Source organism: Microvirga splendida, assembly GCF_016427565.1.
GTDB lineage: Bacteria > Pseudomonadota > Alphaproteobacteria > Rhizobiales > Beijerinckiaceae > Microvirga > Microvirga splendida.
In genome coordinates, this window is sequence record NZ_JAELXT010000009.1 from 125,231 (window position 1) to 148,890 (window position 23,660).

Below are 23,660 nucleotides of genomic sequence, written 5' to 3' on the forward strand. Positions count from 1 at the left end.
CGATGGAAACGCGTGCAAACTACGCCTTGATCGGCCTCTTCACCCTGGCGGTGATCGCAGCCGCGTTCGGCTTCGTCTACTGGTTCTCCGGCGGCGAACGCGGTCAGGCCCGCCAGACCATCCGCATCGTGTTCTCCGGTTCGGTCTCGGGGCTTTCCCAGGGTTCGAGCGTGTCCTTCAACGGCCTGCGCGTCGGCGAGGTGTCGACCCTCGAGCTTCTGCCGGAGGATCCGCGCCGGGTCGTGGCCATCGCGTCCGTCAACAGCAGCACCCCGATCCGGGCCGACACCCGCGCCCGCCTGGAGTACCAGGGCCTCACCGGCGTCGCGAATGTGGGCTTGACCGGCGGCGAGCCGGGCGCGCCCCCGCTGGTCGCCGGGCCCGGCCAGCCCATGCCGACGATCTTCGCCGACCGCTCCGACTTCCAGGATCTCATCGAGAGCGCCCGCAACATCGCCCGCCGGGCCGATGACGTGCTGGAGCGGGTCGGACGGGTGGTCTCCGACAACGAGGCCTCAATCAGCCGCACCATCCAGAACGTGGAGCGCTTCTCCCAGGCCCTGGGCGAGAACGCGGAAGGCATCGACCGCTTCCTGGCCCAGGTGGGGCAGGCGGCCGAGAAGGTCGGGCCTCTTGCCGAGAAGCTCGAGACCCTTGCCACCAACGTGGACGAGGTGGTGCGCGCGGTCGAGCCGCAGCGCGTGACGCGCATCGTCGAGAACGTGGAAGGCTTCACCCAGGCCCTGGGCGAGAGCCGGCAGGCCGTCGAGAATACCCTGCGCAACGCCGACAGCCTCGTGGCGCGCCTCAACGAGACCGCGCCCAAGCTCGACAGTGCCGTGGGCGACATCGCGAACATCGCTGATGCCATCGACCCGGCCAAGATCGGCCGCACCGTCGACAAGGTCGAGGAGGTCGCCAACTCCATCGACGGGCAGCGCGTCTCGCGCATCGTCGAGAACACGGACAAATTCACCCAGGCCCTCGGGGAAAACCGTGAGGCGATCAACAATGCCCTCCGGGATGCGGCGAGCCTCATCGCGCGTCTCAACGAGACCGCGCCCAAGCTGGACATGGCCGTCGGCGAGATCGCCGAACTCGCCCAGGCGGTCGATCCGGCCAAGGTCGGGCGCACGGTCGACAATATCGACACCTTCACCCAGACCCTGAGCCGTCGCAGTCCGGATGTGGACAAGGCGATCCAGGAGGCGCGCTCCATCACCGAGAAGCTCAATAAGTCAGCTGATCGGATCGACGGGATCCTGGCGGGAGCGGAGAAATTTCTCGGCTCGGCCTCCGGCGAGTCTGGCAAGGGCGCCTTCGACGAGATCCGCGCCGCCGCTGTTTCCGTTAGGGAACTTGCGCGGGATCTGAACCAGCGCACAGAGGGCATCAAGGGCGTGCTGTCCGGCGTGGGCCGCTTCACGGATTCGGGCTTGAAGGAGTACGAGGCCCTGGCGGTGGAGGGTCGTAAGACGCTCAACGACATCAGCCGGGCGGTCCGCAGCATCGAGCGTAATCCACAGCAGTTTCTTTTCGGTGGCCGTTCCAATCTCCCCGAGTACAATGGACGCCGCTAAGTAACCAGTATGCGTGGATCCTCCGTGGTAACTCCCCAGACTGATCGAGCCTGCCTGCTCCGGCGTCTTGCTCCGGTGGCGCTTCTGGCTGCCCTGGCGGGTGCCTGCTCGTCGGCGCCGGCGCCGACGACCTTCGATCTCTCGGCGCCGACGACTTCCCGGATCCGTGGCGCGGCGGACGTTCAGGTTCTGGTGAGCGAGCCCGCGGCCCTCCAGCCTCTCTCGACCCAGCAGATCCTGGTGCGGGATGCGAGCGGAACCATATCGTTCATCGGCGGGGGGCAGTGGGCCGACAATCTGCCCAACCTGGTCCAGACGCGCCTGATCAACACCTTCGAGAACGCCTCCCAGATCGGCCGCGTCGCCCGTCCCAGCAGCGGGGCGGTGGCGGACGTGCAGCTTGTCTCCGAGTTGCGCCGGTTCGAAATCGCCACCCCCGGCAACGAGGCCGTCGCGGAGATTGCGGTGAAGATCGTCAGCGACCGCGATGGCCGCATCGTCAGCGGCCGGATCTTCCGCACCAGCGTTCCGGCCGGCGCCGTCGACGCCGCGAGTGCGGCCCGCGCCCTCGACGAGGCACTCTCCACGGTCATGCTCGACATCGTCCGCTGGGTGAGCGGCAGCGCGCTGCCGCGCCGTGACGACCCGGGCACCGCTGCCGCCGGTGGAGACCGGGCGCCGGCTTAGAAGAGCCGGTTAACTTACCACGTATCTTTTAAACAGAATCGTCAGACCCGGGCTTGTCCCGGGCATCCATGTCTTATGGCGCCGTGGTTCGAAGACGTGGATGGCCGCAACACGTGCGGCCATGGCGGAGAGGGTGTCATCCGCAAGTCAGGCGCAGCGAGGGAAGGGGATCCACTCGCACGCGCAGTGCTATGGATTCCCTTCCCCTCCGCTGCGCTCCGGCCGGGAATGACACAGGGGTACCATAACAAAAACGCGGCCCGGAGTTATTCACCCCAACTCACCATACATAGTTTGAGGGTTGTCACCCTCTAAATTCCTAAAAGCCCCTCGGTCAGGGGCTTTTTTCTTGTCACGGCGATGGGAAGCTATACCATAGGAACACATAACATGTATCGGGGGTAATCGGGAGTGAACGGGCAAGAGCGGTCTGAAGAGAATTTCCGAGCCTTCCAAAATTGGGTTAGCGGGAAAAGCGACAGCGAGTTTCGGGAAATTGTCGGACAAGGGCGTCTGAATCGTGGAGAGATCTGTCGCGAATGCAACTTCAGCCGCTCGGTTCTTGCCCAGAACCCTCGGGTAAAGGATGCTCTGCACCAGTTAGAGGAGCGGCTTCGAAAAGCTGGTGTTCTTCCCCCGCTGGCCACGCCACGAAATCCCCCACCGCTGCGGATCAAAGGCCAAACTGAGGCAGCCTCTGACGCCGAACGCCTTAAGCGGCTTGAGGCTGAGAATTCAGCTCTGAGGGTCGAACTGGCCGACCTGCGTGAGCGGCTCAAGCGCTTCAAGGCTATGGAGGCCGTGCTCGCCGAAACCGGACGGCTTCCCCGATGAGCGGTGCTCTGACCCTACGCGTGCAAAGGGTCCGAAGCCGATCGTCCAAGGGGGCGACCGCCTCCTGTATCGCCATTGATTCAGAGGGACGAGCCACTCCGGATGCTCCCCGTTATTCCGTCGCATTCCCTTCTCGCATCACCCCTGTGGAGGTCCTGCAAGGACAGTGGTGGCGCGTGGTGGGCGATGCGGAGCAGGTTCAGTACGTCATCGATGGTTACCAGGTGCAGGAACTTCGCCTGACAGCTCAAGCCGCGGAACTGCTTCGCCCTTCGGGTGCGCACATCGTGCAGCTGCTTTCGACCAGCCCCGGCTTCCCGGGAATTGGCGAGGTAAAGGCCCGGAGGCTCTGGGAGGCACTTGGCGACAGGCTCTATACTTGCCTGGAAGAGGCCGACCACACCGCTATAGGAGCGGTCGTTGGCATGGATCTAGCTGCCGTCCTGATCTCGGGGTGGCAGCAGTATGGTGCCGCTGACGCGCTGCAATGGTTCCAGCAAGTCGGCCTCGAGCTACGGCTCTCGCGGAAAGTGCTGACAGTCTATGGTCGCCGAGCGCACGTCACGATCAAAGAGGATCCTTACCGCCTTTTGGCGTTCGGTATGAGTTGGTCAGCCGCCGACACTCTCGCGCAGCAGCACTTCGAACTCCCGCCAGATGACACCCGGCGCCTGTCGGCTGCTGTGGAAGCCGTTCTCTACAAGGCGTTTGACGAAGGCGACACCTTCTGCGAGCGCTCAGAGGTCGAAACGAGCCTGAGGCGCCTGATCGCCCCGTCGCATATTCCCGACGCACTAATATTGGCGGAGGCGAACGGTGTGGTTGGCGTTCGCGGGGACCGATTGTATGCGCATGGACCCTATCTCATTGAGCAGAATGTGGCGGAAGCGCTCAATCAGCGTCTCGGGGCGACCCTCCCGCTGGCCGAACGGAAAGACGTCGACGCGCTGTTGGCCTCATTCGAGAAAGATGAGGCCGCTGCCACCGGACACGTGAACTTTACACTCAACGCCGCACAGCGCGAAGCCGTGCATGCAGCCGCCCTGCACACCTTTCTGCTCATTACCGGGGGAGCGGGCGTGGGAAAGACCACGGTCCTTAAAGCTGTGGGGCATCTGCTCGATCAATGTGATCGCACCACCTTCCTCATGGCCCTCTCAGGGCGGGCCGCCAAGCGCATGGCCGAGGCGACGAAGCGCCCTGCAATGACCATTGCCGGCTTCCTGCGCAACGTTGCGCCCAAAGGTTTGCCCGAGAATAGTGTTCTGGTGGTCGATGAGGCTAGCATGCTCGACATTCTGTTGGCCTATCGGCTGCTGAAGGCTATCCCGGCATCCTGTCGCATCATTCTCATTGGTGATCCGTTCCAGTTGCCACCCGTCGGGCCGGGACTCACGCTGCACGCCTTGGTTCCGGTCGAACGAGTTCCGCGGGTCGAGCTCACCGAGGTCCGACGCTTTGGCGGCGACATTGCCCGGGGTGCGCAGGAAATGCGTGATGGTTGGTGGCCGACATTCTCCATGAGGCCACAACCCGCACTCGCGTTCATTCCATGCGCGACTGACAACATCCCTGAAACGGTGCTCCGACAGTATCTCTCGGATCCGGAGGGCACCCAAATCCTGACCTTCACTCGTGAGAAAGGCGTGGCATCCGCCCGGATCCTCAATGAATTGTGCCAAGAGGCTGTAGGCGGTGATGCGCCCCGCCTGCTCGTGTGGAATGAAGATCGGTCGCGCCAAGAAGACTCTGGGCTGCGCCTGGGCGATCCCGTTCTATGCGTCCGCAATCTCTGGGATCTGGGCCTTCAGAACGGCAGCTTAGGCCAGCTCGAAACAATCGAGGAAACCCCTCAGCCGCTTTTTAACATGCAAGGAGAGCGAACGGGCATCGTTCTGGCATGGATCAGGTGGGACGACGGAGAACTCCGGCCGGTTACTGAGGAGGTCCTGGATGCTCTGGAGCTGGGATACGCCGTGACCGTGCACAAGGCCCAAGGAAGTCAGTTCTCGCGCATCATTGTTCCCGTGTTCACGACCCGGAACCTCGATCGCACCATGCTCTATACCGCGGTCACCCGGGCCACCACGCAGGTGCTTCTGATCGGAGATCCCGAAGCGGGCCGCCGGGCAGTGGAAGCTCCGCCCCATGCGAGCCGACGGAAGGTCACCCTGACCGATTTGCTTGCTGAGGCTTGCTGATGTTCGTGACCGTTAAAACCCGCGTCTATCCCGACGAGACCGGCGCTTATACCGAGATACCGGGCTTGCTCACCCCTGCCGGGGTGTTGGAGCCGCTACTGGACTACTTTATGTCCCGCAGCCACGACCGCAGTCTTACCTGGATGGGCAAGGTGGCGCGCTCGGTTCGTATGTTCCTCGAATACATGCACAGCAACCCGGCAGAACGCGACACTTATCGGCTGTTCCAGAACTTCGCTCAGCGCCTCTATACCGGCACCATTGATCGTAAGACCGGGTTAGATCCCAGCGGACTGGGCTGGTCCCCGCGCTCGGCGCATGATGCAAAAAGCATTATCAATCATCTCACCGACTTCTTCGACTGGCTCGGCGAGATGCGGCCTGGTGCAGCAACCATCAACCCGCGCTATGCGGGCGGGGCCTATGACCGATTGTGCGACGAGGCTGCCTATCAGTATCGACGCGACCGCGCCTTTCTGGGTCACGTTTGGGCCGCAAATGCCACGCCGGAGGCCACAGGGCACCGGGTTCGTGCTCAACGAACACCGCAGGTTACCCAGGGCGGGCCGCCGGCCTTTCCGGAAGAACGCTTTATGGACCTTCTCAGCAAGGGCTTTAAGGTCGGCTCACGGCATGACTACCGCAACATTCTGATTACGCTCCTTTTGCATGGTGCCGGCTTCCGCGAGTCCGAACCCTTCCATCTGTACATCAGCGATGTGTTTCCCGACCCGGCCAACCAGAAGCAGGCCAAGGTGCTGATCCACCATCCGAGCCAAGGCAGCGCACCCGGAGACTGGCGCGATGAGGCCGGACAGCCGCGCAAAGGTAATCGGGCCGCCTACTTGGCCGAGAAGTTTGGCCTCGTGCCGCGAACGCACCTGCTCGGCATCCGAGGTGCTGGATGGAAGGGGGGCATGCACGATGGCCCCTACTACAAGCAAGCCTACTGGTTCTTGCCGGAATATGGCGAACTCTTCCTGCAGCTGTGGCATCGTTACCTTGAGGACGTCGTGCGCCTCGATCGGCGCCACCCGTTCGCCTTCATCAACCTGAAGCGCGAACCACTGGGTGAGATGTACTGCCTCAGTCAGTACAACAAAGCCCATGCGGCAGCATGCGAGCGCATCGGGTTGAAGGTCGGGAAGGCGCTCGGCACCACGCCGCACGGCCACCGCCATGCCTATGGCCGGCGCCTACGCAAGGCAGGTATCGATAAGATGCTGATCCGCCGCTTCATGCATCACGCCTCGCTGGAGAGCCAGGAGGTGTACACGCGGGCCGACAACCGCGAGATACAGGCCGAACTGATAGCCGCTGTCCAACGACTGCATCTCGCGACAGGAAACCCAGTCGACACGCGACTAATGAACATGAGTCATTAGCAAGGAAGTATTTGGCGTGAGAAAGAGAAAATTTGGCGTTACCCGGAGAAACGACACCACTTTAGGCTGGGTCGAGCGCGAATACCCGCAGTTTGCCGAATGGCGCGTCCTAGCCATGAGATGGCTTGAAGGCGAGACGAGAGGCATCGATGATCGGCTCCAATCCTTAGTGTCATTCTTCGCAAACTACCTTGCGAGCCAGAGATTGCCGCTCGACCCGAAGGTGTTCCTCTCACGCGAGACGATCTTGCCCGACTTCTACAAGACATCCTGCCCTAACACACCGAAGGGAGTAAAATACAACAATTCTATCCACTCCTTCCTCAACTTCGTGTTGCTGCGTGAGTGCAGTGAGCCCGATGACTTCGGACGCCCTGTTGTTTTGTCGATGTATCACAACCCGGTTGCACGACGCTCTAAGTCCGGTCTGCCGAAGCTTGACGAGAGCATTCATTCTCCGCTGCCCTACGGCTATATCGATGAACTGCGGCAGATGCTTGCCCAGGGACCTTACTTCAGGGATTGGCTATGGGCCCAGTCGGTCCTTGGGGCGGGAATCGGCAAGGTCGGGCGCGTAGCTCCGGACTGGTTCGAGGTCACCCCGAATCAAATTGACAAAAATGATCCGGATTGCGTGTGGCGCGTGCGGTCGCGGAGCCAACAAGGCGGTGGCGACGTGCTGGAAATATGGAGCCCTGTGCGCTGGGTTGCCCTGCTCGTCAAGCTCATCTTGCCGTTACGCACCTTCCAAGTGCGCTTGCTCGATTCAGGCGAGGCTGACACCTGGCGCTATGATTCAACGGCCAAAGACCCTTCTGCAATCTGGCAGTTCACCAGCCATCCGCTGACCAATCACCTTAGGGAAGGATCGGAGCGCAAGCCGTTGCAGCAGGGAGTCTTTCGTCCTAGCCGGATGCTCATTGACGGCGACAACGTCTCGACGGTGCTCTACATCAATACCAACAAGACGGCCGACAGTGGGCGTTCAGGGCCTGAGAAGGGTTATGTCTTGCCTTGGGTCGCAGGCGGTCCGGTGCATTCTGATGTCTTCTACTGGCTGGAGAAGCTGCGCAACTGGCAGAGTAAATACAACCCGGTCCGCAGCCGCACATCCTGGACCGAACTCGACCGCCGTCACATACCCGCCAAGAGCGAGGTCCAGTTGGCGGGATATCCTGATTCTTGCTTCCTCTTCCGGGTACCGGAAGCACGCTTGGGCGAACGTCACCTTCCCATCCACGAAAGAGGCCTCACAACCCCGTGGTTTGAACTGCTGGAAGCACTGGAAAACCGTTTGGCCGCTCGAGGTGAAACCCATGCCCATGGAGCGCCCATTCGGCTCGTGCCGCCTCCTGAAGAGAGCAACGGGCGACGGACGACCCTCTATCCTCTGCACAGCCTTCGGGTCTCGCTTGTTACGGCACTTGCCCTTGAGGGGCAGCTCCCTTTCCCGATCCTGCAGAAGCTGGTCGGGCACAGTCGATTGATGATGACCTTGTATTATACCAAGCCCGGCGCCACTCATATCCATGCCGCGCTGAGTGACGCAACGCGGCGGCTTGAGGCACAGAAGGAAGCCAGTATCCAGACGTTCCTGCTCGACACGGAGCATGCTCAACTGCTGGAGCAAACGATCTGCAACAGCCCGTCAAGCCTTGCAGCCGCCGTCCCCGAACACCCGGCCAACCGCAATCCAGCAGGTTGGATGCCGCTCCACCACGGTTTGTGCCCGGTCGGCGGCAATACCAGTGAAGTGGAGGGCAATGGCGGCGTTGGCGGTTGTTACAATGGTGGCCCCGTAACGGTTCGAGGCTCTAACACGCTAAAGACTAAACACGGTCCCGTACCGGGCGGCAGCCGAAATTGTGTTCGCTGCCGTTGGTTCGTTACCGGACCTCACCATCTGCCGGCCCTGGTAGCTCACTTTAACACCATCGCCTACCACTTCGATGAGGCACGCAACGCGTGCCTCAGGCACGAGGTAAACTTGCAGGAGTTCAAGCGCCGAAGGGCTGCGGCGGAAGCCTCTGGTGAGCCCTTCGGAGAGCTGGACGCCTTACGCCAAGCTGAGCGCGTCTGGGAAACCTCAATGAAGCGGTTCAGCGATCTGGCCGAAGATTTGGTCGCCTGCTGGCGCCTCATCGAGCGCTGCAGGGACGTTTTTGATAGTTCGACGGGCAATGGAACTGCGCTAGTAGCGGTCGGTACAGCGTTTGACGTGGACATTGCATTCGAGGAAACCGAGTCGGAGCTCTTTCAGCTCTCTGTGGTGTGTCAGGACGCCGAGGTTTATCCTGACCTCGAACCCGGCAAGGCTATCATCCGTCGCAGTCAGCTCCTTGATGCCACCCTGTACCGGAACGACCTCCCGCCCGTGTTCATGAAACTCTCCGAGCAGGACCAACTGCATATGGGTAACGCCTTCATGCAACACCTCGCCAGGCAGATGGATCCGGAGAACCCTGCTCTCGGGCAGCGCCGGGTGATTGAGTTGATAGATGCCGGAGAGCGCCTGAGCGACTACTTGGGGGTTAACCTTGATAAGTTCCTGGCCGTCGGGGCGGCCCGGCCGCTGAAGCCTGTGCCGAACACCAGCCTGATCGGAAGCCGCCGATGACGCTGCCCATCACTATCCACCCCGACGAGGTTCTCGCCACGCTGCTGGCCAAAGGCGGCCGCTCGCAACGGCAGCGCAACCTGACGGCCGTACATGAGATTTGCCGCCGGCAGCATCAAGCCAGCTCTCGCGACTTCTCGATTCCAACTGTCGGCAAGCTATGCGAAGCGGAGGGCATCCTGAAGGCCCGCGCCCTCTACAACGCCCAATCGGCCGACTACAGGGAGCTCATCCAGGCATGGCAGGGATATGTAGGTCCGGCTGCCCCAAAAGCACCCAAGGTGCGGGCAAGCCATGATTACCTATTGCGGATCGAGGATCCCGCCATCCGGTCACTGATGCAGGGTATTATCTCCGAGCGGGACCGGCTGAAGGCACAGATCAACACACTGAAGGCTAACGCCCATATCGTGGTCGACCGACGCCCCTTGGGTGGCAACGTGGTCTCGTCGCCAGGGGCCGCACCTGTGGTTCTTCTGCCGATGGCATCCCAGCTGACGGAGTCCGAGAAGCAAGCGCTGCGCCGAGCTATCTCCCGCGAGTTCCTGGAAGATCGCGGTTGGCAAGAGACAGAACTCGGGGAAATCGTCAACGAGAAGGGGCGAACCATCTTTGACCCTGGATATGCTACCGCCATTCGCAAGGTGCTCGGAGAGCAAAAGGATCATTCCTGATCTCCTGACAGATCCCACCTGGTCCCGTATCCCGCACGACGCTTAATATCCTTAGGAACCCCTATGGCAGAGAAACTGGATGAACTGAACGCGCTTGCATTCTCGATCTACGAAAACAGAGGCGTCTATGCTCTTCTGATTGGCAGTGGTGTCTCGCGAGCAGCGCAAATACCAACGGGATGGGAGATCATCCTTGATCTGACGAAGCGGATTGCCGCTTTGGAGCAGGCCGGGGAGCAAGAGGATTGGGCGGAATGGTATCAGGGGCGGTTTGGCAAAGAGCCGAACTATTCGGACCTGCTCGACGCCCTGTCGCACTCGCAGGATGAGCGCCGTGCGATTCTGCACCGATACATTGAACCAACAAAAGAGGACCTTGAGGAAGGCCGGAAGCTCCCGACGAAGGCCCATCGTGCGACAGCGCGGCTAGTGCGGGATGGCTTCATCCGGGTCATCATCACCACAAACTTCGATCGTCTTCTTGAAAACGCCCTGCGCGACGAGGGGGTGGAGCCGACGGTCATCAAATCCGATGACGACCTGAAGGGCGCCGTTCCTCTCATCCATAGCCGCTGCTATGTGATCAAGATCCATGGCGACTATCTGGATACCCGTATCCGTAATACGGAGGCGGAGCTCACAGGCTACTCTGAACCGATGAACGCTTTGCTCGACCGGATCCTGGACGAGCACGGTCTGATTGTCTGCGGCTGGTCCGCGGGTTGGGACCATGCCCTTCGCGCCGTTATCACGCGTGCCGCCAACCGCCGGTACCCTATGTTCTGGGCAAGTCGGGGGGAGCCCTCGGTGACAGCTCTTGACCTCATCAACCAGCGTGCCGGGAAGGTTATCCCGATCAGTGATGCGGACAGCTTCTTTGAGAAGATCCAGCGCAAGGTTGAGATCCAGGCGGCCCTCCAGCGGCCGAACCCGGCGAGCATGGATCTGCTTGTTGCCAGTGCCAAGAAATACCTCAGCAAGCCGGAATTTAGGATCCAGCTCCACGACTTGGTGATGGATGAGGTGCGCCGCCTAAAACAGCATATGGCGGATCCCAAGCTCGGCACCGACGGGAGCTGGTCTCCGGAGGAGTTCAAGTCGCGTGTTGCTCTTTATGAAAGCCGGTCCGAGCCCTTGATCAGGCTCTTTGCCGTGCTCGGGCGGTGGGGCGACGGAAGCGAACTGGGATTGGTGATGGAGATCCTGCAAGGGTTTGGGGCTCGCCGTGTCCTCGGCGGGCTCACAGCATGGATTTACTTGAGGCAGTACCCTGCCGTTCTTCTCTTGTATGCCTATGGCATCGGAGCCTTGCGCGCAGGACGTCTGAAAGCGGTGTTCCAATGGCTCACCACAAAGATTCAGACAGAGAACCGGGGTACACAGTTGCCCGCAGTCCAAGAGCTATTCTTGTGGGCCTGGGATGGTGGGGACAATGACTATTGGAACCATCTTTATGACAGCAAGAAAAAAACGCCGCTCAGCGACCATCTTCACGAGATCTTTGCCCGCTATATGGATGATCATTTTATCTCCAAAGATGAATTCACACGAGGCTTTGAGCGCTTCGAGGTGCTTGGATCGTTGGCCCATACGTCGACTTATACGACGATCGAAGATCTCAAGCAGGAACTCTCAAGTTCAGGCCCGGGCGCGCGTGGCTATGTCTGGGCTCCCTTGGGTAGGACAGGTTGGCATAACCAGATCAAGGACGTCCTTTTCTCTGAGTTATCTGAAGTGAATCTGCGGGATCAGCTCGCAAAAGCAGGATTTGGCAAAGGAAGCTTGGAGTTCTTAGACCTGGCCTTCCAGAGTCTTAAAAAGGGTATGGCTCGCATGAGCTGGTAGACCTGCGGACGATGGAAGAGTGGATGCCAGCTTTGAGGCTTGTTCCGTGAGAGAAACGGCAGAAGATACGCCCGTCCATGCACGCTAGAAATCAACCTGTCGGACGATGTCAGATCAGTCGCATTGTGTTCAGCAATTCGAGCTCAGAGGCTGCGAGGGTGCATCACATTCCGGCAATGTCAGTCAAATCAGGTTTGGAGTTCTACAGTCGCCCAATGACAGGAAGCGGAAGCAGGTCGAATGTCTGCATAAGAAAGGCAAACCGGACCTCCCAAAATAAATACTAACTAACTTTTTTGACCCGTAGCGGTCCCTGGCAGTCTTGGCAGAGCGGGCGTGTTGGCTGCCTCTTTACTCGCTCAGTGCCCTGAGCGGCGATGGGAGCATCCGAATACGTCAAAAGATACTCTATACGGCTCCATAAAGGGGTTTGCGCGACATTCACGGACAAGTTTCTCACGCGCGGGGCAAGGAAGGGGTCGTCTCATCACGAAGGAGCAACTTAATGTGAGCACCATTGAGGGTCATGATCCTCTACAAGCCAGTGTCCTCATCCCCTTGGAAGGAGAGCATGATGCTCAGCCCGAGCGGTGGCCCACCTCAGCAGCCCAATCTTCTCGATCTGGTTATTTTAGGCTCGCTGCTGCTTGTTGCGGCAACCTGGACGATAGCCTTGGCTGCAATCTTCTATGACGTTTCCCTAGTAGACAGGGTCAAAGCCTTGGTCTGCGAGAGAGCATCGGTCCTGTGCCAATCCGATGACTTCGGCGATCAGTTCACACGGGCGAAAAAGCGCCGGGACGGGACCGGAAGTCCGATCAGGACGGCACCCCTTCACCGAGACCTGAGCCCCATGAAATCTGTTACAGATCCCGGCCCTCCCGCCAGCGTCTAGCCTGCTCCATGGAGGCCTTCCGCGAAATTTGCAGGCAATGTTCCCGCACACGCGTAATTCTGCTAGGCGCACCTATTCATCCCCGAATGCCTGAGCGAGAATGGCCCAGAGGGCGATCACCAGCGCCGCGAGCATAATCCAATCCGGAATGGCATCTGCTTCGCTCATGCCCGAAACATCTCAATGATTGCCTTGCCCAAGGCAACATGTGGACAGTCGAGGGATCAGGCAAGAACGCCGTCCCATGGATAGGTCCATCGAGATGACGCGGCGCTATTCGGGGGCTTCGGTAGGGTATTCCGACACAAGCGAGAGAGTGGTCCGGACCACCACCTGCCCAGCTTCATCCATGACGCTGACGATGAAGGTCCGCCGGTCGTCAGCGGGGAGCGCATCCCTCACCAGTTCCGCCAAAGCGGCCTGAGCTACGGCTTTGGCAGCCTCGAGACTTTCCAGTTCGAGCCCCACCTTGTCGGCAATACTTCGATTGCCATCGTGTGTGTCGAAGAAGAAGCGCGGCACTGGCCCTCCGATGCTGGAAACGATGGTCATGAGGCTCCTCGCCCCCACTGCCTGTTCCATATAGGTTCTGCGAATGACGCGGACCATTCTCCCGCGCCCCATTCACCCACTTCGCACCCTCGGAACGGGCCAGGCTTCCCTGGCATTCCCTGTTCGGTCACTACTTGGACAGGGACAGGCAGGACGGCCGAAGCTCCCAGCGATGGATAGGAGCCTGCATGAACGATCCGGCCAGACGACGCTCCCGCAGGCACGATGAGGACAAGGAGGACAGGCACCTCTTTTGGTACTGGCTGCCGGTTGCCGGAGCAGGAGCCTGCCTGGCGCTTCTTGCCTGGGAATGGCTGATCGGCCTCTAGGTCACCGGCTTCAGAAGCCTTACCCCGGGACCGGCCTCTCCCGCCGGGATCAGCAGCGCACCGCCTCCCTCTAGGGCCGCGATGACCTGGGCCGCGGTTGCGGGATGCAGGCTGTGCCGCCCATTCTCGAAGTCCCGCACGGTGCTGCGCGACACCCCAGCTTTCTCGGCAAGTTCCTCCTGGGTCCAATCCAGGAGGCCACGCGCGGCACGGCACTGTTCAGGCGACAACAGGGGCATACAGAAAGCTCTTGCACTGGCGGGCTGGTGTCGCCCATTATGGTTGAGATTAGAGCGGGTCCGCGCCGGGCGCAAGCTGTCCGCTCGCAAGCCCCAAGCGTCAACTGATCGGGAGACCATGCCGCATCACACGCCGCTGATCACCACCATCGTCGTCGGCCTCGGCTTGGCATTCCTCTTCGGGACACTGGCCAACCGGCTGCGGCTGTCGCCACTGGTCGGCTATCTCGTTGCCGGCATCCTGATCGGGCCGTTCACGCCCGGCTACGTGGCGGACCAGGGGCTGGCGCTGCAACTGGCGGAGATCGGCGTCATCCTGCTGATGTTCGGCGTCGGCCTCCATTTCTCGGTCTCGGACCTGCTCTCGGTGCGGACCATCGCCATCCCGGGGGCCTTGGGCCAGATTGCTCTGGCGACCCTGATGGGCTTGGGTCTGGCGCTGCTTCTGGGCTGGACGGTGGGTGCCGGCCTCGTGTTCGGCCTCGCGCTCTCGGTGGCCAGCACCGTGGTGCTGCTCCGGGCGTTGCAGGAGCGGCGGCTGGTCCAGAGCGACCAGGGGCGCATCGCGGTGGGCTGGCTGATCGTCGAGGACTTGGCGATGGTCCTCACCCTGGTACTTCTGCCGGCCCTGTCAGGCTTTCTCGGCGGGCGCAGCGACGTCCCGGGCACGCAGGCTGATCTCGGCGGCCTCGCCAACTGGCTCAACCTGGGCACCGTCTGGGGCACGCTGGCTGTCACGGTGCTGAAGCTGGGGGCGTTCGGGGTCGTGATGCTCGTCGTTGGACGGCGCGTGATCCCGTGGATGCTGCACTATGTGGCCCATACCGGCTCGCGCGAGCTGTTCCGCATGGCGGTGCTCGCCACCGCCCTTGGCGTAGCCTTCGGCTCCGCGGAGCTGTTTGGGGTTTCATTTGCGCTGGGTGCGTTTTTCGCCGGCATGATCATGGCCGAGTCACAGCTCAGCCATCAGGCGGCCCAGGAGACCCTGCCGCTGCGGGATGCCTTCGCGGTGCTGTTCTTCGTCTCGGTCGGCATGCTGTTCGATCCCGGCATTCTCCTGCGCGATCCGGCGGCCGTTCTCGCGACGGTGCTGATCATCGTGATCGGCAAGTCCATTGCCGCCTTCGTGATCGTCCGGGCCTTCGGCCACCCGCTGAACACCGCTCTCACAATCTCGGCGAGCTTGGCACAGATCGGCGAGTTCTCCTTCATCCTCGCCGGGCTCGGCGTGACGCTGGCGCTGCTGCCGGAGGCGGGGCGGGACCTGATCCTGGCCGGGGCACTGCTGTCGATCCTGCTCAATCCCCTGTTCTTCTACGTGGCCGATCGGTTCAGGGGCCAGCCGCTGCCGAGGGCTGATATCGCTCCGGTAACGTCGTCCACCGAGGTCGCGGTGCCTGCGTCAGGCCCCGATACGGCCCCGTCACCTGCGCCGGAGCCGGACCTGCCACGGACAGGCCTGCGCGGCCACACGGTGCTGGTGGGCTACGGGCGCGTCGGCAGCCTCGTCGGGCAGGCCCTGCGGGAGAGGGGCGATGCGTTTCTGGTGATTGAGGAGCGGCCTGAGGTGGTGGACCGACTGCGCGCCGAGGGGATCGAGGCCATCCACGGCCAGGCTGGCTAACGCGGCCTGCTCGAGGCGGTAAACCTCGCCGAGGCCTGCTGCCTGATCAGCGCCATTCCCAACCCGTTCGAGTCCAGCAACCTGATCGAGACCGCCCGGGCGACAAACCCCGATCTTCTGATCATCGCCCGCGCCCACAGCGAGGCCGAGATCGACCACCTGTACCGGTACGGCGCCAGCCTAGTCATCATGGGCGAGCTGGAGATCGCGCGTGGCATGATCGCCGGGCTCATGGGGGCGAGACTGGCCGCCGACAACGACCGTGCGGCGCCAGGCGAGGCACGTGCCAAGACGCCGCCCGAGCCGCCCCGCGATGCATTCGAGGCGGCAAAACTGGAGCCCAGGGAGGAAAGCCAGGATGCCGGAGAAAAGAGGGTTTCGCCTCCTCCCGATCCCGATGCGCCGCGATGATCCCCGCTGGCAGAGGAGCTGGTGGCAGAAGCCGTGCCTAGTGTTCGAGGTCTCGGAGGAACGGGCGCGGTCGGTGGCCTACCACTACTTCTCGACCTTGGAAGGCGGACTTCCTGCCGCCCTTTGCGGGCACCCGTGGGACGATCCGGACCTCGTCATCTGCGAGGAGCGGCAGGTGATGGGGGAGGCTCCGGGGACATCGTTGGTCACCAACCTTGCCGGGGAGGCAATCGACCGAACCGATTCCGAAGCCCCCTGACACTGTTGCGGTCATTCAGGGTGGCGGCGAGCGGCTGGACGGTGCGCATGGGTGGCCTCCGAAATCGGCACGATCCTGTCACACCCCTGCATCGGGTCGCAGGCCCCGCCAGGGTAACGGATCGGTCATGGGCTCGTTGCTATGGGTCGACGGGCTGGTTTTGCTCGGTATCGGCCGTCGATCCGATAACGGCAAGGGCACGGTCCTCCGTCAGGACAACGGCCCTGACACGGTCGATGGACGCATACCCGGCGTCACGGACCGCCGTGTCGATGTCCTGAACCGTGATGTTTTCCTGCCCCAAGGCCTCAGCCAGAACTGCACCATCATGCACGAGCAGGACCGGGCGGGTGTGACGGCCCGGAGAGGCGGCGATCTGAAACCCGAGAAGGACCAGGGCGAATGCAAGGTGGGGAGTGATGTCCTTCCCATGCGCCAGGGCTAGAACGCTGACCGCCAGGGTGACAGCCATGCCGATGTCGAAGACGCTCATCCGCGAGATCCTGCGGCAGCTCGCAATCCGCCATGCCAGCGCCAAGGCCAGCAGTACCAGGACGCCAACCTCCACCGCCACCGCCCAAGGGCTCGACCCAGCTAAAACCTCGGCCATGATGGATGATCTCCTGCGCTACCCGGCTTCATCCAAGACTTTTGGGAAACCCAGTTTCCCCGGCGCGGTTCAAACGATGGTCAGACCGCGGTCCTGCCGTGGACGACGATCAGCGGGGCCTCCAAACCGTCAGACCATGCCCCGGCTTGTTCACGCTCTCAGTACGGAGAGACAATGGTGCAGTCCGTCCGGGCTTACGGGAAGGGCGGGGTCTCGGCGGTGGGGTGGAGCGTGAAGAAGGCCAGAACCAGGGCGACCGCAACCAGAAGCCCGACAAGATAGATCCAACTGTGCCTGAAGGCCTTCAATTCGGGGGGAATCCGCAATCTCTTCTCCGTTGATAATCCGGTGGTGGAACGCCCCGTTGCCCGAAAGGTGCCGGGAGGCATGTCTGCGCATCTCTGTTCACCCGACCTTGCTCAGCCCTCCTGCCGCGGGATCACCTCCTCCACCGCCGCGGCCGGCGGAACGTCCTTGCTCCCTTCCGTGCGGTCGCGGTAGAGGGCCGCCCTGGCGAGCAGCATCAGGGTCACGGGCGTGGTCAGGGTGACGAACACGGCAATCAGGATCTCGTGAACGATCGGACGGGTTTCGAGCATGCTGAAGCAGAAGGCCGATCCAACCAGGATGCTGCCCATGCCGAAGGTTGCGCCGAGCGTGGGTGCATGGACGCGGGCATAGAAGTTGCCGAGCCGCAGCAGCCCGAACGATCCAATGAAAGTAACGCCCGCTCCAGCCAGCACGCAAAGTGCGGTCAGTAGGGCGGCCCAGGCCGGCAGGCTCCCAGCCGCATTCATTCGATCACCTCCCCGCGCATGAGGAACTTGGCCAATGCCACGGTCGCGACGAACCCGAGGAGACCGATGACGAGCGCCGCCTCGAAGTACAGGGTGCTGCCGGTGCGGATCCCGAACGTGACCAGCATCAGCATCGCGTTCACGTAGAGGGTATCAAGCCCGAGGATCCGGTCCTGCGCCCGCGGACCCGCGACCAGGCGGAAGGTGGCGCAGCACATCGCCAGGCCGAGCAGCACCTGGGCAGCGATGATCGACCATGTCAGGATTGACGCACTCATTCGAAGATCTCCATCAGCAGCCGCTCGTAACGCCCCTTGATGAGCCTGATCCACACCGTCTCGTCGACGAGGTCGAGCACATGCAGCAACAGGGTGCCCTTGGCGGCATCGTAGTTCAGCCAGATCGTGCCCGGGGTCGACGTGATGATGATGGCCAGCACCGCCAGCCCATTGCGGCTGCGCAACTCGAGCGGGATGGTCATGAAGCCCGCGTTTACCCCTGGCTCACGCGAGCGCACAATAATCCGCCCGACAGCGAGATTGGAGCGGAGGATGTCGAACAGGACCATGCCCAAAAGCCGCAAGGCTGCTCCGGGGCGGCGAATGCGGGGCTTCTCGGGCCGCAGGGCCGCCATCGCCCATGACGCGAGGACGGCCAACACGCTTCCCAGGATGATGTGGCCGGCCGAGACCGACTGGTTGAGCAGCAGCCACAGCACGAGCAGCGCGGCCGAGAGCAGCGGATAGGGCACGATCCCGCTCATGGGTGTGCCTGCCTATCGGTCGATCCCGCCCGCGGCGCACTCAGCACGCCATTGACGTAGTCCTGCGGGGCCTGAAGAGCCCTCGCCGTTGTCTCCATGTAGCGCATGGCAGGGCCGCCGCCGACGGTGAGGCCGAGGCAGAGCAGCAGCAGGCACACCACCGGAGCCATCTCGATGATCCGGACCCGGGGAACGCTATCGTCCATGCGGGCCCAAAAGGAGCTGATCCCGGTCCGCGTCATGGCGATCAGTGTCGCCAGACCCGACAGCGTCAGAAGGCCGACCAGCATCCAGGACGAGGCCTGGATCGTGGCGCCGCCCGTCTTCAGCATCGCCGCCATCAGGCCGAACTTGCCGGTGAAGCCGGACAGAGGCGGCAGGCCTGCCAGGAGCAGGGCGCAGGCGATGAAGCTGCCGCCGAGGATCGCAATCGTGGCTGGAATGGCCACGCCGACCTCCTCCCCGGGATCGTCCTCATTGGTCTCACTATAGGCTTCCATCGTGACGGCGAGCACGTCGGCGCCGGGATCGCGCATACGCTCGATGAGCTCGACGAGCAGGAAGAGGGCGGCGAGGCCCAAGGTCGAGCTGACGAGATAGTACAGGGCCGGGCCGATCACCGTGCCGGCTCCGGTGCCGATGGCGGCGATCAGGGTACCGGAGGAGACAAGCACGCTGCACCCGGCGAGCCGCGGCAGGGACTGCGAGGCCAGAACGCCAACCGTGCCGAACACGATCGTCAGCATGCCGATGACGAGCAGCCCGTCACCGCCAAATTCAGCCAGCGGTCCCGCGTCCGCGCCGAACACCAGGGTCCACAGGCGCAGGATGATGTAGACGCCGAGCTTGCTCATGACCGCGAAGATGGCGGCCGCCGGCGCGGAGGCTGCCGCGTAGGTGGTCGGAAGCCAGAAGTTGAGCGGCCACGCACCCGCCTTCATCAGGAAGGCGGTGCCGAGGATCGCGGCCGCGGCCGCCACGAGGGCCACGTCCCCTGGGGCAAGGGCCTGAATGCGCTGAGCGAGATCGGCCATGTTGAGCGTGCCGGTGACGCCATAGGCCAGGCTGACGCCGATCAGGAAGAGAAACGATGCCGTCAGGTTGATGGCGATGTAGGCAAGCCCCGCCCTGACCCGGGCGGTTCCGTCCCCATGCAGGACAAGGCCGTAGGAGGCCGCCAGCAGCACTTCGAAGAACACGAAGAGGTTGAACAGGTCGCCGGTCAGGAAGGCACCGTTGAGGCCCATGAGCTGAAGCTGGAAGAGCGTGTGGAACCGCGGCCCGGCGCGATGCCAACGCGCGAGCGCATACAGCAATGCCGCAATGCCGAGCACGCCGGTCAGCACCAGCATGAGGGCGGAAAGCCGATCCAGCACCAGCACGATCCCGAACGGGGCCGGCCAGTTGCCGAGCTGGTATGTTCGCACGCCGGATCCCGGAGGCGTCAGGTCGGCCTGTCGCAGCAGGACGATCGAGACGATCAGCAATGCCACCGTGGTCGCGATCCCGATCCCGCCCTTGAGGTCGCGGCGGCGCTCGTCGAAGAGGAGCATCACGGCCGCGCAGACGAGCGGCAGCAGGATCGGCACGATGATCAGGTGGTCGGCCAAGCCCGTCATTGCGGATCCTCCCGGCCGTCCACGTGGTCGGTCCCTGTGAGGCCGCGCGAGGCCAGCAGGACGACGAGGAACAGGGCTGTCATGGCAAAGCTGATGACGATGGCCGTGAGCACCAGCGCCTGCGGCAGCGGATCGGCGTAGAGCGCCGGATCGACGGCCTCCGTATTCTCCAGGACAGGCGCCGCCCCGACCCGCAGGCGGCCCATGCCGAAGATGAACAGGTTCACCGCGTAAGACAGCAGGGACAGGCCGATGATGACCTGGAAGGTGCGCGGTCGCAGCAGAAGCCACACGCCCGATGCGGTCAGGATCCCCACCGCGAGCGCGAAGACAAGCTCGGTCATGCGTCCTCCTTCGTCATGGCAGGCGTTGCGGCGACGAGCGGCGGGCGGGCGGCTCGCGGGGTTCGGACCGACTGGTGCGCAAGAGCGATCAGGATGAGCACGGTGGCGCCGACGACCACCGCGAACACGCCGAGGTCGAATAGGAGCGCGGTGGCCGCGGGCACCTTCCCGACGGCGGGAAGCTCCAGGTACTGGAAGTAGGAGGTCAGGAAGGGATGGCCGAACGCCCAGGCTCCGATGCCCGTGAAGGCCGCGCAGAGCAGGCCGAGGCCGATCCAGCGAACGGGGCGGATGCGCAGGCGTGCCTCGACCCAGCGCGTTCCGCCCGCCATGTATTGCAGGATCAGCGCAATCGACATGGTGACCCCCGCCGCGAAGCCGCCTCCCGGCAGGTCATGGCCGCGCAGGAAGAGGTAGATCGCGACCATGATGACCGCCGGGAACAGCCACTGCATGATCGTCGCCGGGATCGTCAGGTAATCGGCGAGGGTGTCACCCACAGCGCGGTCCGGGCGGGCTTTGTCATAGGCATCCTGCACCTGTTGCTGCTCGGGAGCCTCGACACTCTCGGGCGCTGGGCGGAAGCGGCGCAGCAGGGAGAAGACCGTGACCGCCACCACGGCAAGCACCACGATCTCGCCGAAGGTGTCGAAGGCGCGGAAGTCGACCAGGAGGACGTTGACGATGTTGCGGCCGCCGCCCTCAGCATAGGCGTTCTCGACGAAGTAGCGCGAGATGGTGTCTGGGAGCGGCCGCGTGAGCATGGCGTAGACGATCAGGGTCATGCCCGTGCCGGCGGCGAGGGCCAGCATCAGGTCGCGCACCCGCCGCACCCTCGCCTGGAGGCCCAACGAGAGACCTTCGCCCACGACCTCGATCCGCTTCGGCAGCCAGCGCAGGCCAAGCAGGATCAGCACCGTCGTGACGATCTCGACGAGAAGCTGGGTGATGGCGAGGTCGGGGGCGGAGAACCAGACGAAGGTGATGCAGGTGGCCAGCCCGGCCCCGCCCAGCAGGACCATGGCCGCCAGGCGGTGGTACTTGGCCTGGTAGGCCGCCCCGATGGCGCACAGACCGCCGACGATCCAGAGCAGGAGGAAGGCGGGGTCGAAGGCCGTGCCCGGCTGGGAGCCAGCCTCGAGCCCTTGCCGGTAGAGCGGCAACAGGGCCGCAAGCACCGCGAAACCCACCAGCAGCCGCAGTTGCGGCAGGAGCCGCTGGGTGCCGAACAGGCGTTCCAGGGTGCGTGCCCATCGCCACGACAGGGTGACGAGCACCCGCTCGAAGATGCGCTGGCCCTTGAGGCGGCGCAGCAGCGGTGAGCCGTCGATGCCCTTGGCGAGATACCGCTGCAACAGCCAGTACAGGAGGATGCCGCCGGTGAGCGCGATCATGCTCATGAGCAGGGGCTCGTTGAAGCCGTGCCACACGGCGAGGCTGTAGGGCGGGGTGTTCGGCCCCAGGACCGCGTACACCGCCGTGGCGAGGAACGGCTTGATGGTCATGGCCGGGAGGATGCCGACGAGCAGGCATGCCAGGACGAGGAACTCGATGGGGAAACGCATCCAGTGCGGCGGCTCGTGCGGCTTGCGCGGCAGGTCGGTCGCGGGCGGGCCGAAGAACACGCCATGGATGAAGCGCAGGGAATAGGCGACGCTGAAGGCGCTCGCCAGCATGGCGAACCACGGCAGGGAGTGGTCGAGCAGGGAATCGATGTGGAAGGCCGCCGCCTCGGCAAAGAACATCTCCTTTGACAGAAAGCCGTTGAGCAGCGGGACGCCGGCCATCGCGGCGGCCGCGACCATCGCCAGGGTGGCGGTGATCGGCATGAAGCGGAACAGGCCGCTCAGGCGCCGGATGTCGCGGGTGCCGGACTCGTGGTCGATGATGCCGGCAGCCATGAACAGCGACGCCTTGAAGGTCGCATGGTTCATGGTGTGGAAGATGGCGGCCACGGCGGCAAGCGGGCTGCTGAGCCCGAGCAGGAGCGTGATCAGGCCGAGATGGCTGATGGTGGAATAGGCCAGCAGACCCTTCAGGTCCTGCTGGAAGATTGCTGCGTAGCTCCCGAGGAGCAGGGTGCACAAGCCTGCCGAGACCACGATGTAGAACCACGCTTCCGTGCCGGACAGGACGGGCCAGAGCAGGGTCAGCAGGAACACGCCCGCCTTCACCATGGTGGCTGAGTGAAGATAGGCCGAGACCGGGGTGGGCGCGGCCATGGCGTGCGGCAGCCAGAAGTGGAATGGGAACTGGGCGCTCTTGGTCAGGGCCCCGAGCAGGACCAGGATCAGGGTGGGCAGGTACAGGCTGCTGGTGCGGATCTGATTGCCCGAGGCCAGCACTTGGTCGAGGTCGTAGCTGCCGACGATGTGGCCCACCAGCAGCATGCCGACGAGCAGGCACAGTCCGCCCGTGGCCGTGACCGTGAGCGCCATGCGGGCGCCGTCGCGGGCGCTGGCATTGTGGTGCCAGTAGCCAATGAGCAGGAACGAGAACAGGCTGGTCAGTTCCCAGAAGAACACGAGCTGGATGAGGTTGCCCGAGAGCACGATGCCCAGCATGGCGCCCATGAAGGCGAGCAGGAACGCGAAGAACCGCGGCACCGGATCGGCGGGCGACATGTAGTAGCGCGCGTAGAGCGCCACCAGGAAGCCGATGCCGGTGACCAGCATGGCAAACAGCCAGGTGAACCCGTCCATGCGCAAGGTGAGGTCGAGGCCGAGGGTGGGTACCCACTCGATGCCCGTGCGCAGAACACCGCCGCGATGAACGGCTGGATACTGGAGGGCCGTCAGAAGGGTGGCGCACAGGGCGATGGTGCCGGCCAGGAGAGCAGCTCCGTTCCTAGCATCCTGGCGCAGGAAGACGGCAACGAGGCTCCCGATGAATGGAAGGGCGACGATGGCCAGGAGGGGCATGCCACTGGACATGGTTGGGGCGGTCTCCTTCCGGGTGGGGAGCGCGGCGAAACTCCGAGACTGGCGTGATATCGCCCAATATGGTTGACACTGGAGCCGAACGCAAGGACATTGGCCCGGGAGAAGTCACCCCAAGGAAAGGACCCGATGCTGGCGGCAGTGAGGCCATCGGACCTGCCCGAAACGTCAGCGGCAGACCCCTTTCAGCCGGAATTCCGTTACACCCTCAACCGCCATCGTTGGAGGACAGGATGAGCATCGCTGGCTTGCTGCGGATCTTCAGGCGGAGCTGGATCTACTTCCTTGGCATATCAATCCTGGCCGTCGTGCTCCTGACCTGGTACCACCTCGATCCCTCAACCGCACCGATCGCCTTCGGATAGGCCGGCGCGGATTTCCAAGTCCCGCCTTGCCCGCCAAGATGAGCAGAGCACAGTTCTGCTCAGGGGCGGTCAAGACCGGAGATGTCGGGTC

The 23,660-nt window shown here is 63.1% G+C and carries 21 protein-coding genes and 1 pseudogene; 12 read left to right on the forward strand and 10 right to left on the reverse strand.

Annotated elements, in window-relative coordinates:
* Nucleotides 1–2 precede the first annotated feature (2 nt).
* From JAO75_RS11405 to JAO75_RS11440, 8 genes are all read left to right on the forward strand, one after another.
* Nucleotides 3–1,580: an MlaD family protein gene (locus JAO75_RS11405; RefSeq protein WP_199049262.1), complete on the forward strand. Its 1,578-nt coding sequence runs from the start codon at nt 3–5 to the stop codon at nt 1,578–1,580.
* Nucleotides 1,581–1,604: 24 nt separating this feature from the next.
* Nucleotides 1,605–2,267, forward strand: a complete 663-nt coding sequence (locus JAO75_RS11410) for an ABC-type transport auxiliary lipoprotein family protein (RefSeq protein WP_343234600.1) — start codon at nt 1,605–1,607, stop codon at nt 2,265–2,267.
* 411 nt (nt 2,268–2,678) lie between these two features.
* Nucleotides 2,679–3,101 (forward strand): VPA1267 family protein, encoded by a 423-nt coding sequence (locus JAO75_RS11415; RefSeq protein ID WP_199049264.1) that lies wholly within the window; start codon nt 2,679–2,681, stop codon nt 3,099–3,101.
* Nucleotides 3,102–3,277: 176 nt separating this feature from the next.
* Nucleotides 3,278–5,302, forward strand: coding sequence for an AAA family ATPase (locus tag JAO75_RS11420; protein WP_210340230.1), 2,025 nt, complete (start codon nt 3,278–3,280; stop codon nt 5,300–5,302).
* Nucleotides 5,302–6,687, forward strand: coding sequence for a gamma-mobile-trio recombinase GmtY (gene gmtY / locus JAO75_RS11425; RefSeq protein ID WP_199049266.1), 1,386 nt, complete (start codon nt 5,302–5,304; stop codon nt 6,685–6,687). Before JAO75_RS11420 ends, gmtY begins: the two co-directional genes overlap by 1 nt.
* 16 nt (nt 6,688–6,703) lie before the next feature.
* Nucleotides 6,704–9,304: a gamma-mobile-trio integrase GmtZ gene (gene gmtZ / locus JAO75_RS11430; RefSeq protein WP_199049267.1), complete on the forward strand. Its 2,601-nt coding sequence runs from the start codon at nt 6,704–6,706 to the stop codon at nt 9,302–9,304.
* Entirely contained in the window at nt 9,301–9,978 is a 678-nt protein-coding gene (gmtX, locus tag JAO75_RS11435; protein WP_199049268.1) for a gamma-mobile-trio protein GmtX, read from the forward strand. The genes gmtZ and gmtX overlap by 4 nt, the downstream gene beginning before the upstream one ends.
* A gap of 63 nt (nt 9,979–10,041) precedes the next feature.
* Nucleotides 10,042–11,823, forward strand: a complete 1,782-nt coding sequence (locus JAO75_RS11440; protein ID WP_199049269.1) for an SIR2 family protein — start codon at nt 10,042–10,044, stop codon at nt 11,821–11,823.
* A 1,168-nt stretch (nt 11,824–12,991) separates the two neighbouring features.
* Here JAO75_RS11440 and JAO75_RS11445 read toward each other — a convergent pair.
* On the reverse strand, nt 12,992–13,270 hold the full coding sequence (locus JAO75_RS11445) for a DUF6894 family protein (RefSeq protein WP_210340231.1): 279 nt from the start codon (nt 13,268–13,270) through the stop codon (nt 12,992–12,994).
* A gap of 188 nt (nt 13,271–13,458) precedes the next feature.
* On the opposite strand from JAO75_RS11445, the gene JAO75_RS11450 reads away from it, so the two are divergent.
* Nucleotides 13,459–13,599: a hypothetical protein gene (locus JAO75_RS11450; RefSeq protein WP_199049270.1), complete on the forward strand. Its 141-nt coding sequence runs from the start codon at nt 13,459–13,461 to the stop codon at nt 13,597–13,599.
* Here the strand turns inward: JAO75_RS11450 and JAO75_RS11455 are convergent.
* Nucleotides 13,596–13,838 carry a helix-turn-helix transcriptional regulator gene (locus JAO75_RS11455; RefSeq protein WP_199049271.1) on the reverse strand — a complete coding sequence of 81 codons (243 nt, stop codon included), beginning with the start codon at nt 13,836–13,838 and terminating at the stop codon, nt 13,596–13,598. The two genes, JAO75_RS11450 and JAO75_RS11455, sit on opposite strands and share 4 nt — an antisense overlap.
* A gap of 118 nt (nt 13,839–13,956) precedes the next feature.
* On the opposite strand from JAO75_RS11455, the pseudogene JAO75_RS11460 reads away from it, so the two are divergent.
* Nucleotides 13,957–15,873 (forward strand): annotated as a pseudogene (locus JAO75_RS11460) (cation:proton antiporter domain-containing protein).
* Nucleotides 15,821–16,132 carry a hypothetical protein gene (locus JAO75_RS11465; protein ID WP_210340239.1) on the forward strand — a complete coding sequence of 104 codons (312 nt, stop codon included), beginning with the start codon at nt 15,821–15,823 and terminating at the stop codon, nt 16,130–16,132. Before JAO75_RS11460 ends, JAO75_RS11465 begins: the two are co-directional and overlap by 53 nt.
* Nucleotides 16,133–16,271: 139 nt before the next feature.
* Here JAO75_RS11465 and JAO75_RS11470 read toward each other — a convergent pair whose 3' ends face one another.
* The 8 genes from JAO75_RS11470 to JAO75_RS11500 form a co-directional block, all read right to left on the reverse strand.
* Nucleotides 16,272–16,742: a YetF domain-containing protein gene (locus JAO75_RS11470; RefSeq protein WP_199049273.1), complete on the reverse strand. Its 471-nt coding sequence runs from the start codon at nt 16,740–16,742 to the stop codon at nt 16,272–16,274.
* Between the two features lie 194 nt (nt 16,743–16,936).
* Nucleotides 16,937–17,068 carry a hypothetical protein gene (locus tag JAO75_RS25190; RefSeq protein WP_281433509.1) on the reverse strand — a complete coding sequence of 44 codons (132 nt, stop codon included), beginning with the start codon at nt 17,066–17,068 and terminating at the stop codon, nt 16,937–16,939.
* A 93-nt stretch (nt 17,069–17,161) separates the two neighbouring features.
* A complete protein-coding gene (gene mnhG, locus JAO75_RS11475) occupies nt 17,162–17,539 on the reverse strand; it encodes a monovalent cation/H(+) antiporter subunit G (protein ID WP_199049274.1) in 378 nt (125 codons plus the stop codon).
* Nucleotides 17,536–17,817, reverse strand: coding sequence for a K+/H+ antiporter subunit F (locus JAO75_RS11480; RefSeq protein ID WP_199049275.1), 282 nt, complete (start codon nt 17,815–17,817; stop codon nt 17,536–17,538). The genes mnhG and JAO75_RS11480 overlap by 4 nt, the downstream gene beginning before the upstream one ends.
* Complete coding sequence (locus JAO75_RS11485; protein ID WP_199049276.1) at nt 17,814–18,302, reverse strand: Na+/H+ antiporter subunit E; 489 nt, start codon at nt 18,300–18,302, stop codon at nt 17,814–17,816. The genes JAO75_RS11480 and JAO75_RS11485 overlap by 4 nt, the downstream gene beginning before the upstream one ends.
* Nucleotides 18,299–19,921, reverse strand: coding sequence for a monovalent cation/H+ antiporter subunit D (locus JAO75_RS11490; RefSeq protein ID WP_199049277.1), 1,623 nt, complete (start codon nt 19,919–19,921; stop codon nt 18,299–18,301). Before JAO75_RS11490 ends, JAO75_RS11485 begins: the two co-directional genes overlap by 4 nt.
* Nucleotides 19,918–20,265, reverse strand: coding sequence for a Na+/H+ antiporter subunit C (locus JAO75_RS11495; RefSeq protein WP_199049278.1), 348 nt, complete (start codon nt 20,263–20,265; stop codon nt 19,918–19,920). The genes JAO75_RS11490 and JAO75_RS11495 overlap by 4 nt, the downstream gene beginning before the upstream one ends.
* On the reverse strand, nt 20,262–23,198 hold the full coding sequence (locus JAO75_RS11500) for a monovalent cation/H+ antiporter subunit A (RefSeq protein WP_199049279.1): 2,937 nt from the start codon (nt 23,196–23,198) through the stop codon (nt 20,262–20,264). Before JAO75_RS11500 ends, JAO75_RS11495 begins: the two co-directional genes overlap by 4 nt.
* Before the next feature lie 239 nt (nt 23,199–23,437).
* Between JAO75_RS11500 and JAO75_RS25195 the strand changes: the two genes are divergently transcribed.
* Nucleotides 23,438–23,569 (forward strand): hypothetical protein, encoded by a 132-nt coding sequence (locus tag JAO75_RS25195; protein ID WP_281433510.1) that lies wholly within the window; start codon nt 23,438–23,440, stop codon nt 23,567–23,569.
* The last annotated feature ends 91 nt before the right edge of the window (nt 23,570–23,660 follow it).